Source organism: Pseudomonas sp. TH08 (assembly GCF_016651275.1).
Lineage (GTDB): Bacteria > Pseudomonadota > Gammaproteobacteria > Pseudomonadales > Pseudomonadaceae > Aquipseudomonas.
This window is the reverse complement of record NZ_JAEKEE010000001.1, coordinates 1649729-1663158: the sequence shown is the minus strand read 5'-3', so window position 1 is coordinate 1663158 and position 13430 is coordinate 1649729. Positions and strand designations below refer to the sequence as shown.

Sequence of the window (13430 nt, the reverse complement as noted above, 5' to 3'; positions counted from 1 at the left end):
AGCGATTAGCAGTAGTGTCCGGCATGGCCGTTACAGCTTGACGGCGGTGTCGGGGGGCCGGTGACGCAGGCCACAGGCAAACAGCCCCGGGCACTTAGCTCGGTCGATAAACGCGCACATTGGCATGCCCCTCACTGAGCAAATGGTGAGCATGCAGGCGACTCATCACGCCTTTGTCGCAATACAGCAGGTACTGGCGAGTCGGATCCAGCTCCTTGAAACGAGCGTTCACTGCGTAGAACGGCATCGTCTGTACTTCTACGCCAGCGAGTTCCAGCGGCTCATCCTCGGCGGCATCCGGGTGACGGATGTCGATCACGATCTGGCCGGCCAGTGCTTCGCTGACTTCTTCAATCTGTACGTCCTGGCCCAATTCGTCGATCACCCGATCGATCGGCACCAGTTTGGCGTTTTCGAGCGCTCGCTCGAGCACCGCCATGTCGAATTCTTTCTCTTCGTGTTCAACGCGCCCGCGTTTGGCGGCGGTCTTCGGATTGACCGAGATAACACCGCAGTACTCCGGCATGTGCCGGGCGAAATCGGCGGTGCCGATCTCGTTGGCCGTATCGATGATGTCCTGCTTGTGCGCGACTATCAGCGGCCGCAGGACCAGTTTGTCAGTCACGCAGTCGATCACCGACAGGTTCGGCAGCGTCTGGCTCGACACCTGGGAGATCGCTTCGCCAGTGACCAGCGCCTCGATTTGCAAGCGGTCGGCGATGTTGGACGCAGCGCGCAACATCATACGCTTCAATACGACGCCCATATGACTGTTATCGACTTTGCCGAGAATTTCGCCCAACACTTCTTCGAACGGAACACTGACAAATAGCACGCGTTGCGAGCTGCCGTACTTCTTCCAGATGAAATGCGCGACTTCCATCACGCCCAATTCATGGGCACGACCGCCCAGATTGAAGAAGCAGAAGTGCGTCATCAGGCCGCGACGGATGATCTGGTAGGCCGCAACGGTCGAGTCAAAGCCGCCGGACATCAATACCAGCGTCTGCTCCAACGCACCCAGCGGATAGCCGCCGATGCCGTTGTGCTGACTGTGGATGACAAACAACCGTTTGTCGCGAACTTCGATACGCACTTCGATTTGCGGCGCTTTGAGGTCGATTCCGGCAGCGCCACACTCACGGCGCAGCTTGCTGCCGACGTATTTTTCGACGTCCATCGAACTGAACGCGTGCTTGCCGGCACGCTTGCAGCGCACCGAGAAAATCTTCCCGGCCAGCGCATCACCGTAGTGCTGCTTGCACTTTTCGGTGATGTCGTCGAAGTCGCCCAGCGGGTACTCGTCGATCTGCAGAAAGTGCGCGATGCCCGGCATGCAGGTCAGGCGCTCACCCATCTCTTTCAAGGCTTTGGGGTCGGTAACGCGGGTTTCCAGCTCGAGATTGTCCCACACACCGTTCACCACCACGGCCGGGTCCAGGTCACGGAGCACGGTGCGGATGTTCTTGGCCAACTGGCGGATGAATTTCGTCCGGACAGGTCGGCTTTTGATGGTGATCTCGGGGAAGACTTTTACGATTAGTTTCATGAAAACAGCGCGCGAACGGCCAGCCGAAAAAGGGGGGCGCGGATTATAGCGGAAATTGCTCAAGGTTTAACCAGTTAATGTGCAGAAGGTTTTGCACGCACCAAAAGAGGTCGTTTTTAGACAATGACGCTACATTAAGGGGCGAGATTTTCCGTATTCACGCACTTTGCACCTTAATAAGCGTGAATTTGGGGCAAAAAACCCATGCTGGGGCACTGGCATGCAATTTGCTCCCTTGTGAGGCAGGTTGCCTTGGCAGAGTATCTGCGCCGGCATCACCAAAATTCCAAGGGCTATCCACTACCAAGCCCGAAGCCACCCGGAGGACACTATGTCGAAGTCGGTTCAACTCATCAAAGATCATGACGTCAAGTGGATTGATCTGCGCTTCACGGACACCAAAGGCACTCAGCACCACGTGACCATGCCGGCTCGCGATGCGCTGGATGACGACTTCTTCGAAGTCGGCAAAATGTTCGACGGTTCCTCCATCGCTGGCTGGAAAGGCATCGAAGCCTCCGACATGATCCTGCTGCCGGACGACGACACTGCCGTTCTCGACCCGTTTACCGAAGACGCCACCCTGATCCTGGTGTGCGACATCATCGAACCTTCGAGCATGCAAGGCTACGACCGCGACCCACGTGCGATCGCCAAGCGCGCCGAAGAGCACCTGAAAGCCACCGGTATCGGTGACACTGTGTTCGCCGGTCCAGAGCCAGAATTCTTCATCTTCGACTCGGTTAAATTCAAGTCGGACATCTCCGGCTCGATGTTCAAGATCTACTCCGAGCAAGGTTCGTGGATGTCCGACCAGGACATCGAAGGCGGCAACAAAGGTCACCGTCCAGGCGTCAAAGGTGGCTACTTCCCGGTTCCGCCGTTCGACCACGACCACGAAATCCGTACCTCCATGTGCAACGCACTGGAAGAAATGGGCCTGACCGTCGAAGTTCACCACCACGAAGTGGCAACTGCCGGCCAGAACGAAATCGGCGTCAAGTTCAACACCCTGGTAAAGAAAGCCGACGAAACCCAAACCCTCAAGTACGTTGTACACAACGTTGCTGACGCCTACGGCCGCACCGCGACCTTCATGCCGAAGCCACTGTACGGCGACAACGGTTCGGGCATGCACGTACACATGTCGATCTGGAAAGACGGCAAGAACACCTTCGCAGGTGAAGGCTATGCCGGCCTGTCCGATACCGCTCTGTACTTCATCGGCGGCATCATCAAGCACGGTAAGGCCCTGAACGGCTTCACCAACCCGGCGACCAACTCCTACAAGCGTCTGGTGCCAGGCTTCGAAGCCCCGGTAATGCTGGCCTACTCGGCTCGCAACCGTTCCGCTTCGATCCGTATTCCTTACGTGTCGAGCCCGAAAGCCCGCCGTATCGAAGCACGCTTCCCGGATCCGGCTGCCAACCCGTACCTGGCCTTCGCAGCTCTGCTGATGGCCGGTCTGGACGGTATCCAGAACAAGATCCACCCAGGCGACGCTGCTGACAAAAACCTGTACGACCTGCCGCCTGAAGAGGCGAAAGAGATCCCACAAGTTTGCGGCAGCCTGAAAGAAGCCCTGGAAGAGCTGGACAAGGGCCGCGCGTTCCTGACCAAGGGCGGCGTGTTCTCCGACGACTTCATCGACGCTTACATCGCGCTGAAATCCGAAGAAGAAATCAAGGTTCGCACCTTCGTACACCCACTGGAATATGAGCTGTACTACAGCTGCTGATCCGGTAGCGCCGCACTCAGCGGCGTGACAAAAAAGAGGCCTCCTTCGGGAGGCCTTTTTTGTGCCCGCAATTTATGACTTGACGTAAATCCACTGTGGGAATTGCAGTGCTTGAATACATCTCTGGATATGTAGCGAGTTGGGCTTACCGCCGCCCCTGACCTATGCTGCAACCCATCGCTTTCGTTTCTGGTCGATTTCATGGGTCGCACCTTTTCATACATCCTGCTGGTGATCGCCCTGCCCGTCGCGGCGCAGATCTACAAGTACACCGACGCCAACGGCAACACGGTGTACAGCGATCATTCGCCGGACGGGGTCAAGGCGCAGCCGGTGGAGTTGCCGCCGCTCAATCGGGTCGAGCCGCAAGCGCCGAGCACGTTGCCGGCCTCCGATGCGGACAAGCGCCAACCTGCGCAGAGCGCTTATGAAGTACTGGAACTCGCCGGTCTGCCCACTGAAGAAGCCTTGCGCGCCAACAACGGCACCTTCACCGTCAATGTGCTGATCAAACCGCGTCTGCAGTCGCCGCATCAATTACGGCTGGTGCTCGACGATGAACCGTATGGCCAGCCGAGCAACGTGCCAATCCTGCAGTTGGTGAATGTTGACCGGGGTGAGCATCGACTGGCCGTCCAGGTCATCGACGGGCAAACAATTGTTCAGCAAAGCCCGCCCGTGGCCTTCACTGTGCAGCGAGTACACAAGCCATGATTCGCGCATGGCTGGTCGCCGCTTTGGCCATGATGACGTTGCAAGCCTCGGCAGAGGTCTTTACCTACGTCGATGCGCAGGGCAATCGCGTCTACACCGACCAGCCACACGGCAATGCCAAGCGTGTGCCCATCGCCACCAGCAATCGCATGTCGGCAAACCCAACCGCCGCCGCGCCGCTCACCACGGCAAAAAAATCCCCGGAGCAACCGCTGTTCCACTACGACATGCTGCGCATTCTGGTGCCCGAGCCCGATGCAACGATTCGCAGCAGCGCCGGCGAAATCATCGTCAGCATTACCAGCGAACCGGGTCTGCAAAAAGGTCATCGTTATCGGTTGCTGCTGGACGGTCAGGCCACTGGTGAACCCGGCCTGACGCCAGTCTTCCCGCTGAGCAATATCGACCGTGGCAGCCACAACCTTTCCGTGGAAATCCTCGACGCCGAAGGGCGCACTGTCGAGCGCACCGCCAACCAGCCTTTCCACATGCTGCGCATCTCGCTGGCGCAGAAACGCCAGGTCAAACCTTGCGTGACCGAGGACTACGGCGTGCGCCCGGAATGCCCGCTTAAAGACAAACCGCCCGAACCGAAAAATCCCTTCCTGCGTTTCTTCTAACGCCGTTCAGCTTTGCGCACTATATTGGTGCAACAGGCTGCACCGTACTCACAATCCAACCCATTTTGGTTCGAAACTTCCCGTTCGAGCTGGCCAAGCGCCACGCAAACGAGCGTCAAACGCCTGTTTCAGGGGTTGAACGCTTCTTTTCGGAGCCTTGGTTTGGTTTTTGCATTTTCCGTTCACCGACGCTTGCTTGTTGCGCACGCTCCGCCCCCAAAAGAGGCTCCGATGACCATTAGCGACGCAATCCACCGTTTGCTGCTCGACAACCTGACCACCGCCACCATTCTGCTCGACGCCGAATTGCGCCTTGAGTACATGAACCCGGCGGCGGAGATGCTGCTCGCCATCAGCGGGCAGCGCAGCCATGGCCAGTTCATCAGCGAGCTGTTCACCGAATCCACCGAGGCGCTGAACTCCCTGCGCCAAGCGGTAGAACAAGCGCACCCGTTCACCAAACGCGAAGCGATGCTCACCGCCCTCACTGGCCAGACCCTGACCGTGGATTACGCTGTGACGCCGATTCTCAGCAACGGCGCGACCATGCTTCTGCTGGAAGTCCACCCGCGCGACCGCTTGCTGCGGATCACCAAGGAAGAGGCGCAAATTTCCAAGCAGGAAACCAGCAAGATGCTGGTGCGCGGCCTCGCCCATGAGATCAAGAACCCGCTCGGCGGCATCCGTGGCGCGGCGCAGCTGCTGGCCCGCGAACTGCCGGAAGACAGCCTGCGCGACTACACCAACGTGATCATTGAAGAGGCCGACCGTCTGCGCAACCTGGTCGATCGCATGCTCGGTTCAAACAAACTGCCGTCGCTGGCGATGTGCAATGTCCACGAAGTGCTCGAACGCGTCTGCCATTTGGTCGAAGCGGAAAGCCAGGGCTGCATCACCTTGGTGCGCGATTACGACCCGAGTATTCCCGACGTACTGATCGACCGTGAGCAAATGATTCAGGCGGTGTTGAACATCGTGCGCAATGCGATGCAGGCGATCAGCAGCCAGAACGAGTTGCGCCTGGGCCGCATCAGCCTGCGCACCCGCGCCATGCGCCAGTTCACCATCGGCCATATCCGCCATCGTCTGGTGACCAAGATCGAGATCATCGACAACGGCCCGGGGATCCCCGCGGAACTTCAGGAAACCATTTTCTTTCCCATGGTCAGCGGCCGTCCGGACGGTACCGGGCTGGGCCTGGCCATTACCCAGAACATCATCAGCCAGCACCAGGGCCTGATCGAATGTGACAGCCATCCAGGCCACACCACGTTCTCGATCTTTCTGCCACTGGAACAAGGAGCCACATCGACATGAGCCGTAGTGAAACCGTCTGGATCGTCGATGACGACCGTTCTATCCGTTGGGTTCTGGAAAAGGCCTTGCAGCAGGAAGGCATGACCACGCAGAGCTTCGACAGCGCGGATGGCGTGATGAGTCGCCTGGCCCGTCAGCAGCCGGATGTGATCATTTCCGACATCCGCATGCCGGGTGCCAGTGGCCTGGATCTGTTGGCGCGGATTCGCGAGCAGCACCCACGGTTGCCGGTCATCATCATGACCGCTCATTCCGATCTGGACAGCGCTGTCGCCTCTTATCAGGGCGGTGCGTTTGAGTACCTGCCCAAGCCGTTCGACGTTGATGAAGCGGTGTCGCTGGTCAAGCGCGCCAATCAGCACGCGCAAGAACAGCAAGGCCTGGAAGTGGTGCCCGCGCTGACCCGCACCCCGGAAATCATCGGCGAAGCGCCGGCGATGCAGGAAGTGTTTCGCGCCATCGGCCGCTTGAGCCACTCCAACATCACCGTGTTGATCAATGGCGAATCCGGCACCGGTAAAGAACTGGTCGCCCACGCCCTGCACCGCCACAGCCCACGCGCGGCTTCGCCGTTCATCGCGCTGAACATGGCGGCGATACCCAAGGATCTGATGGAATCCGAGCTGTTCGGCCATGAGAAAGGCGCGTTCACCGGTGCAGCAAACCTGCGTCGCGGGCGCTTTGAGCAGGCTGACGGCGGCACACTGTTCCTCGACGAAATCGGCGACATGCCGGCGGATACGCAGACCCGTTTGCTGCGCGTTCTGGCCGACGGCGAGTTCTATCGTGTTGGCGGACATGTGCCGGTCAAGGTTGACGTGCGCATCATCGCGGCGACCCACCAGAACCTGGAAACCCTGGTGCATGCCGGCAAATTCCGAGAGGACTTGTTCCACCGCCTCAACGTGATCCGCATCCACATTCCGCGCCTGTCGGATCGTCGCGAAGATATCCCGACCCTGGCCAAGCACTTCCTCAGCCGCGCCGCGCAGGAACTGGCGGTCGAGCCGAAGCTGTTGAAAAGCGAGACCGAGGAATACCTGAAGAACCTGCCGTGGGGCGGCAACGTGCGCCAGCTGGAGAATACCTGCCGCTGGATTACGGTAATGGCGTCCGGGCGCGAAGTGCACATCAGCGACCTACCACCAGAACTGCTGAACCTGCCGCAGGACTCGGCACCGGTGACCAACTGGGAGCAAGCGCTGCGCCAGTGGGCCGACCAAGCCTTGGCGCGTGGCCAGTCGAGTTTGCTCGACAGCGCGGTGCCGGCGTTTGAGCGGATCATGATCGAGACGGCGCTGAAGCACACGGCTGGGCGTCGGCGTGATGCGGCGGTGTTGTTGGGTTGGGGGCGTAATACCCTGACGCGCAAGATCAAGGAACTGGGGATGAAGGTTGATGGTGGGGATGATGATGAGGGGGATGAGGGCTAAGCCCCAAGTTCTTCGCTGAATGTCAGATCCAATCGCGAGCAGGCTCACGCCTACAGTGGAACGCCTTCCAATTGTAGGAGTGAGCCTGCTCGCGATGTTTTTAAGGCCCGAGTGCACCACAGTAAGGCACTTTGAACCGCAATCGAGCATAACCTTCAGTTCAGATTGCCAGTAAAAATCATCGACGAACAACAACACCAAATGCACGAAAGCCCCGAATTCCGGGGCTTCCGCGTTTCTGAGCGGTTTTTTTGTTTCATCAGATTAAAAACTGGCACGCCCCCTGCAATAACTCTTACAGGTGATTCGATTGACCAGCCGTTTCGGGGACCTTGGTACAGGCAGGCCGGGGATTCCCCTCTTTACACCGGACGTCCATCGCAACGCGATACGCCCACCCTTTTGGGATCCTTGGTACAGGCAGGCCGGGGGTTCCCTCTTTACACTGGACCGACGCGTCACGCGAAGTCCACGCCGTTTTGGGAACCCTGATACAGGCAGGTCAGGGATTCCCGCTTTTATTGCTCGCGCAGATGAATCTCCAGCCGCCAGCGGTCATCGACCTCGCTGCCGGCCCAGTCGCCCTGCAGCGGCCGCGCCGCCAGCACCGTCAGCAACAACCCACCATCACTCGCTCGCGTACGCCAATTGACGTCCTTGCCGTTGAGCTTGAGCTGGCCTTTCTGCGCCTTGCCCTCGGCCTGGAACAGCAGCGCCACCGTGCCATCGATGACTTCGCCATGCAGCTTCGGCGCATTGTTGAACCACACCACCAATCCGCCGTCAGTCACCTCGACCTGTTGCAGCACGGTCGGGTCCGGCGTGGTCAGGCGGCCGATCATCAAACCGATCATCAAGCCGACAATCGCCAGCGAACCGATCACGCGCGGGAATAGTTTCGAACGGTTGTCCACAGGCGGCGTAGAATGCCGCTCATCTTTACCTTCGGAGCCGTGCATGTTTCACGTCATCCTTTTTCAACCAGAAATTCCGCCGAATACCGGCAACGTTATCAGGCTGTGCGCCAACAGCGGCTGCCACCTGCATTTGATCGAACCGCTGGGTTTCGAGATGGACGACAAGCGCTTGCGTCGTGCCGGCCTCGACTACCACGAATATGCCACGCTGCAACGCCACGCGGATCTCGCCAGTTGCCTGGAGAGCCTCGGCAACCCACGGTTGTTCGCGTTCACCACCAAGGGCTCGCGACCGTTTCATGATGCCGCGTTCGTTCCGGGCGATGCGTTCATCTTCGGCCCGGAAAGCCGTGGCCTGCCGCCAGAAGTACTGGACGCTCTTGCGGCCGAACAGCGCCTGCGGCTGCCGATGCGCGAAGGCTGCCGCAGCCTGAACCTGTCCAACACCGTCGCAGTCGCGGTGTACGAAGCCTGGCGCCAGAACGACTTCAAGTAACACGCAGTCCCCTGTAGGAGCTGCCGAAGGCTGCGATCTTTTGATCCTGCTCTTAGATGCAAAAATCGAAAGATCGCAGCCTTCGGCAGCTCCTACAGAATCAAAAGCCAAGAAAAAGCGCCTGTTACGGCGCTTTTTTCGTTGTGGCTCTACCATTTATTGAACGGTTGGCGTCTCGCCGCTTTCCTGCATGCGCTGCAGTTCTTGCGCGTACAGGGCGTCGAAGTTCACCGGAGCCAGCATCAGCGCCGGGAACGAGCCACGGGTGACCAGGCTGTCCAGGGTCTCGCGAGCATACGGGAACAGGATGTTCGGGCAGAACGCACCCAGGGTGTGGCTCATCGAAGCCGCATCCAGGTTCTTGATCAGGAAGATACCGGCCTGTTGCACTTCAGCGATGAAGGCCACTTCGTCACCGTTTTTCACGGTCACGGACAGGGTCAGTACGACTTCGTAGAAATCGCCTTCGAGTTCTTTCTGGCGAGTGTTCAGATCCAGACCAACGGTCGGATCCCACTGCTGACGGAAGATCGCCGGGCTTTTCGGGGCTTCGAAGGACAGGTCGCGAACGTAGATGCGCTGCAAGGAGAATTGCGGTGCGGTGTCTTCTTCGCTGGCTGCAGTGTTCTGTTGGTCAGTCATCTCAGATCCTTTCTGATCTTGGGTCTTTTAGGGAGTGCTGTACGTGGGTGCAGCCGTTCAGGCCTTGAGCAGCGCGTCGAGCTTGCCGGCGCGCTCCAGGGCAAATAAATCGTCACAACCGCCGACGTGCTGGCTGCCGATCCAGATCTGCGGCACGGACGTGCGCCCCGCTTTCTGGGCCATGGCGGCACGCACCTGCGGCTTGCCATCGACCTTGATCTCTTTGAAGGCCACACCTTTGTTCGCGAGCAGTTGCTTGGCTCGCATGCAATAAGGGCAGTAATCGCTGGAGTAGACGATGACTTCGCTCATTTATTTCACCAGCGGCAGGTTGTCGCCTTTCCAGCTGGAGATCCCGCCGGACAGCTTGGCGGCGGTGAAGCCGGATTTCATCAGTTCGCGGGCGTGGGTGCCAGCAGTCTGGCCCAATGCGTCGACCAGAATGATGGTCTTGGCCTTGTGTTTTTCCAGCTCGCCGATACGCGCAGCCAGTTTGTCCTGGGGAATGTTCACGGCGCCAACGATGTGGCCGGCGGCGAAATCCTTCGCTGGGCGGATGTCCACCACCACGCCTGCTTCTTTGTTGACCAGCGCGGTCAGTTCGCCGGTGCTCAGGCTTTTACCGCCGCCCTGCATCGTGTGCGCCAGCAGCAGAGCCAGCAGTACGACGAAGATACCGACAAGAATGTAGTGGTTAGTGGCAAATTCAATCAGGTGAGCAACCATCGAAGGAGGTTCCAGGGCGTTAAAATGTCGGCCAGTATACACAGCCACTATGGTCGGCCAAACCCCGTCCGGCGGTGACGCGGTCGGAACTTAGCTTTAAACTCCAACTCCCTTTTCCATCGCCCTCTTCTTTATTAGCCACGAGTGGATTCCATGACTACCACGCCTAAACCTTTGGTTCTGATGATTCTCGACGGCTTCGGTCACAGTGACAGCCACGAGTCCAATGCCGTTTATGCGGCAAACAAGCCTGTACTGGATCGCCTTTGCGCCACCGTGCCGAACGGCTTGATCTCGGGCAGCGGCATGGACGTCGGCCTGCCGGACGGGCAGATGGGCAATTCCGAAGTCGGCCACATGAACCTCGGCGCCGGTCGCGTGGTGTATCAGGATTTCACCCGCGTGACCAAGTCGATCCGCGACGGTGAGTTCTTCGAGAACCCGACCATATGCGCCGCTGTGGATAAGGCCGTGGCCGCCGGCAAAGCCGTGCACTTCATGGGCCTGCTGTCCGATGGCGGCGTACACAGCCACCAGGATCACCTGATTGCCATGGCCGAACTGGCGTTCAAGCGCGGCGCCGAAAAAATCTACCTGCACGCCTTCCTCGACGGTCGCGATACGCCACCGAAAAGTGCTGCATCGTCGATCGAACTGCTCGACGCGACCTTCCAGGCGCTCGGCAAGGGCCGCATTGCCAGCATCATCGGTCGCTACTTCGCCATGGACCGTGACAATCGCTGGGATCGCGTCGCTCAGGCCTACAACCTGATCGTCGATGGCAACAGCGAATTCAACGCCGCCACTGCCCAGGAAGGTCTGGACGCTGCCTATGCTCGCGGCGAGAGCGACGAATTCGTCAAAGCCACCACCATTGGTGAGCCGGTCAAGGTTGAAGACGGCGACGCCGTGGTGTTCATGAATTTCCGCGCCGACCGTGCCCGCGAGCTGACCCGCGTGTTTGTCGAGGACGATTTCAGGGACTTCGAGCGCGCGCGCCAGCCAAAACTGGCCGGTTTTGTCATGCTGACTCAATACGCGGCGAGCATTCCTGCACCGTCGGCGTTCGCCCCGGGCAGCCTGAAAAACGTCCTTGGCGACTATCTGGCGAAAAACGGCAAAACCCAGCTGCGCATCGCTGAAACCGAGAAGTACGCGCACGTGACCTTCTTCTTCTCCGGCGGTCGCGAAGAGCCGTTCCCGGGCGAAGAGCGCATTCTGATCCCGTCGCCGAAAGTCGCCACCTATGACTTGCAGCCGGAAATGAGCGCCCCTGAGGTCACCGACCGTATCGTCGAGGCCATCGAAAACCAGCGCTACGACGTGATCGTGGTCAACTACGCCAACGGCGACATGGTCGGCCATAGCGGCGTGTTCGATGCAGCAGTGAAAGCCGTTGAATGCCTCGACACCTGTGTCGGTCGCATCGTCGAAGCGCTGGAAAAGGTCGGCGGCGAAGCGCTGATCACTGCCGACCACGGCAACGTCGAGAAAATGGCCGATGAAGAAACCCACCAGGCGCACACCGCGCACACCACCGAGCCAGTGCCGTTCATTTATGTCGGCAAGCGCGACCTCAAGGTGCGTGAAGGCGGCGTGCTGGCAGACGTGGCACCGACCATGCTGAAACTGCTGGGCCTGGAAAAACCGACGGAAATGACCGGCACCTCGATTCTGGTGTAAACCGCGCCGGCTAAAACGCTGAAAAAACCTGTGGGAATGGGTTTGTGGTGAGGGGATTTATCCCCGATCGGCTGCGCAGCAGCCGTAATACCAACACACGCGGTGTACCTGACATACCGCGGCGTTCGGTTTTAGGGCGGCTTCGCCACCCATCGGGGATGAATCCCCTCGCCACAGGTCACTCCTACATTGGTTTGTGGTGTTTTTCAGGCCAGTTATCACACAGGCCCAATTGGGCGTTTTTTTTGCAGCCTCGGGCGGGCATACTAGGCCGTCCCTTACCCTGGTGCCGCCCGCCTCTATGCTCCGCGTCCTGATCGCCCTCGCTCTGACCTGCCTGCTCCAACCGGCCTTCGCTGACGAGCGCGCGCAAACCCAACAGCAGTTGGACGCCACGCGTCAGGACATTGCCGAGCTGAAAAAACTGCTGGGCAAGGTCCAGGAAGAAAAATCCGGCGTGCAGAAGGAGCTCAAGGGCACCGAGACCGAGCTGGGCAAGCTACAGAAACAGGTCGACGCCCTGCAGAAAGAACTGCAGAAAAGCGAATCCGAGCTGCAGCGACTCGATGCAGAGAAAAAAAAACTCCAGAGCGCGCGCACTGAACAGCAGCGATTGATCGCCATTCAGGCCCGTGCGGCCTATCAGAACGGTCGGCAGGAATACCTCAAACTGCTGCTCAACCAGCAGAATCCCGAGAAATTCGCCCGCACCCTCACCTATTACGATTATCTGAGCCAGGCCCGCCTGGAGCAGTTGAAGAACTTCAACGAAACCCTGCGCCAACTGGCGAATGTCGAAAAAGACATTGCCGCCCAGCAAGCGCAATTGCTGGTGCAGAAAAGCACGCTCGATAGCCAACGCGACGAACTGGAAAATGTCCGCAAGGAACGCCAGCAAGTCCTCGCCAAGCTCAACGATGACGTGAAAGCCCGCGACCAGAAACTGGCCGCGCGCGAGCAGGATCAGGCAGACCTGTCTAAAGTCCTTAAAACCATTGAAGAAACCCTGGCCCGTCAGGCCCGTGAGGCAGAAGAAGCGCGGCAGAAAGCGCTGATCGCCCAGCAGGAAGCGGAAAAAAAGCGTTTACGTGAGGCGCAGGCTGAAAACAGCGACGCCCCACGCAAACCAGCCAGATCAACACCCGGCGCGCTGGTTTCCAGCAGCGGCGAGACCTTCGGTGGCCCTTTTGCTGCAACGCGGGGAAAACTTCCTTGGCCGGTTGATGGTCGACTGCTGGCACGCTTCGGCGAAAGCCGTGGCGACGACGCCCGCACCAAGTGGGATGGCGTGATGATCAGCGCCTCCGCCGGCAGCCAGGTGCATGCCGTACACGGTGGTCGCGTCGTCTTCGCCGACTGGTTGCGTGGTGCCGGGCTGCTGGTGATCCTTGATCACGGCAACGGTTTTCTGAGTCTTTACGGTCACAACCAGACGCTGCTCAAGTCGGCCGGTGACGTGGTAAAAGCCGGTGAGTCGATCTCCACTGTCGGTAACAGTGGCGGTCAGGACACACCAGCGCTGTATTTCGCAATTCGTCAGCAGGGTCACCCGAGTGATCCGGCGCAATGGTGCCACGCGCAAGGATAGGCGTTGA

The 13430-nt window shown here is 59.2% G+C and carries 13 protein-coding genes; 8 read left to right on the top strand and 5 right to left on the bottom strand.

Annotation, left to right across the window (positions count from 1 at the left end):
* Positions 1-94 precede the first annotated feature (94 nt).
* A complete protein-coding gene (gene thiI / locus JFT91_RS07755; protein WP_126359225.1) occupies positions 95-1549 on the bottom strand; it encodes a tRNA uracil 4-sulfurtransferase ThiI in 1455 nt (484 codons plus the stop codon).
* Positions 1550-1880: 331 nt separating this feature from the next.
* Between thiI and glnA the strand changes: the two genes are divergently transcribed.
* The 5 genes from glnA to ntrC all read left to right on the top strand — a co-directional run bounded on the left by glnA (position 1881) and on the right by ntrC (position 7371).
* The gene (gene glnA, locus JFT91_RS07750) at positions 1881-3287 is read left to right on the top strand and encodes a type I glutamate--ammonia ligase (RefSeq protein ID WP_201229979.1); all 1407 of its coding nucleotides are present in this window, start codon (positions 1881-1883) and stop codon (positions 3285-3287) included.
* A 201-nt stretch (positions 3288-3488) separates the two neighbouring features.
* Positions 3489-4001, top strand: coding sequence for a DUF4124 domain-containing protein (locus JFT91_RS07745; RefSeq protein WP_201232000.1), 513 nt, complete (start codon positions 3489-3491; stop codon positions 3999-4001).
* Positions 3998-4621 (top strand): DUF4124 domain-containing protein, encoded by a 624-nt coding sequence (locus JFT91_RS07740; protein ID WP_201231999.1) that lies wholly within the window; start codon positions 3998-4000, stop codon positions 4619-4621. Before JFT91_RS07745 ends, JFT91_RS07740 begins: the two co-directional genes overlap by 4 nt.
* A 231-nt stretch (positions 4622-4852) precedes the next feature.
* Positions 4853-5938 carry a nitrogen regulation protein NR(II) gene (glnL, locus tag JFT91_RS07735; protein WP_201229971.1) on the top strand — a complete coding sequence of 362 codons (1086 nt, stop codon included), beginning with the start codon at positions 4853-4855 and terminating at the stop codon, positions 5936-5938.
* Positions 5935-7371, top strand: a complete 1437-nt coding sequence (gene ntrC, locus JFT91_RS07730; RefSeq protein WP_007909238.1) for a nitrogen regulation protein NR(I) — start codon at positions 5935-5937, stop codon at positions 7369-7371. Before glnL ends, ntrC begins: the two co-directional genes overlap by 4 nt.
* A 518-nt stretch (positions 7372-7889) precedes the next feature.
* Here the strand turns inward: ntrC and JFT91_RS07725 are convergent.
* The gene (locus JFT91_RS07725) at positions 7890-8330 is read right to left on the bottom strand and encodes a hypothetical protein (protein ID WP_201229970.1); all 441 of its coding nucleotides are present in this window, start codon (positions 8328-8330) and stop codon (positions 7890-7892) included.
* On the opposite strand from JFT91_RS07725, the gene JFT91_RS07720 reads away from it, so the two are divergent.
* Complete coding sequence (locus JFT91_RS07720; protein ID WP_201229968.1) at positions 8329-8784, top strand: tRNA (cytidine(34)-2'-O)-methyltransferase; 456 nt, start codon at positions 8329-8331, stop codon at positions 8782-8784. The two genes, JFT91_RS07725 and JFT91_RS07720, sit on opposite strands and share 2 nt — an antisense overlap.
* A gap of 156 nt (positions 8785-8940) precedes the next feature.
* Here JFT91_RS07720 and secB read toward each other — a convergent pair whose 3' ends face one another.
* From secB to JFT91_RS07705, 3 genes are read right to left on the bottom strand one after another with little or no spacing between them, the layout of a single operon-like run.
* Complete coding sequence (secB, locus tag JFT91_RS07715; RefSeq protein WP_201149376.1) at positions 8941-9426, bottom strand: protein-export chaperone SecB; 486 nt, start codon at positions 9424-9426, stop codon at positions 8941-8943.
* Positions 9427-9483: 57 nt separating this feature from the next.
* Positions 9484-9738, bottom strand: a complete 255-nt coding sequence (gene grxC / locus JFT91_RS07710; protein ID WP_201231998.1) for a glutaredoxin 3 — start codon at positions 9736-9738, stop codon at positions 9484-9486.
* Positions 9739-10152, bottom strand: a complete 414-nt coding sequence (locus JFT91_RS07705; protein WP_102354619.1) for a rhodanese-like domain-containing protein — start codon at positions 10150-10152, stop codon at positions 9739-9741.
* Between the two features lie 153 nt (positions 10153-10305).
* On the opposite strand from JFT91_RS07705, the gene gpmI reads away from it, so the two are divergent.
* Entirely contained in the window at positions 10306-11835 is a 1530-nt protein-coding gene (gene gpmI, locus JFT91_RS07700) for a 2,3-bisphosphoglycerate-independent phosphoglycerate mutase (protein ID WP_201231997.1), read from the top strand.
* Between the two features lie 301 nt (positions 11836-12136).
* A complete protein-coding gene (locus tag JFT91_RS07695) occupies positions 12137-13423 on the top strand; it encodes a murein hydrolase activator EnvC family protein (RefSeq protein WP_201229964.1) in 1287 nt (428 codons plus the stop codon).
* Positions 13424-13430 lie beyond the last annotated feature (7 nt).

Excerpts from the sequence above, each read along its gene's own strand:
- thiI (WP_126359225.1), bottom strand. The coding sequence starts at position 1,549 with ATGAAACTAATCGTAAAAGTCTTCCCCGAGATCACCATCAAAAGCCGA.
- glnA (WP_201229979.1), top strand. The coding sequence starts at position 1,881 with ATGTCGAAGTCGGTTCAACTCATCAAAGATCATGACGTCAAGTGGATT.
- JFT91_RS07745 (WP_201232000.1), top strand. The coding sequence starts at position 3,489 with ATGGGTCGCACCTTTTCATACATCCTGCTGGTGATCGCCCTGCCCGTC.
- JFT91_RS07740 (WP_201231999.1), top strand. The coding sequence starts at position 3,998 with ATGATTCGCGCATGGCTGGTCGCCGCTTTGGCCATGATGACGTTGCAA.
- glnL (WP_201229971.1), top strand. The coding sequence starts at position 4,853 with ATGACCATTAGCGACGCAATCCACCGTTTGCTGCTCGACAACCTGACC.
- ntrC (WP_007909238.1), top strand. The coding sequence starts at position 5,935 with ATGAGCCGTAGTGAAACCGTCTGGATCGTCGATGACGACCGTTCTATC.
- JFT91_RS07720 (WP_201229968.1), top strand. The coding sequence starts at position 8,329 with ATGTTTCACGTCATCCTTTTTCAACCAGAAATTCCGCCGAATACCGGC.
- JFT91_RS07725 (WP_201229970.1), bottom strand. The coding sequence starts at position 8,330 with ATGCACGGCTCCGAAGGTAAAGATGAGCGGCATTCTACGCCGCCTGTG.
- secB (WP_201149376.1), bottom strand. The coding sequence starts at position 9,426 with ATGACTGACCAACAGAACACTGCAGCCAGCGAAGAAGACACCGCACCG.
- grxC (WP_201231998.1), bottom strand. The coding sequence starts at position 9,738 with ATGAGCGAAGTCATCGTCTACTCCAGCGATTACTGCCCTTATTGCATG.
- JFT91_RS07705 (WP_102354619.1), bottom strand. The coding sequence starts at position 10,152 with ATGGTTGCTCACCTGATTGAATTTGCCACTAACCACTACATTCTTGTC.
- gpmI (WP_201231997.1), top strand. The coding sequence starts at position 10,306 with ATGACTACCACGCCTAAACCTTTGGTTCTGATGATTCTCGACGGCTTC.
- JFT91_RS07695 (WP_201229964.1), top strand. The coding sequence starts at position 12,137 with ATGCTCCGCGTCCTGATCGCCCTCGCTCTGACCTGCCTGCTCCAACCG.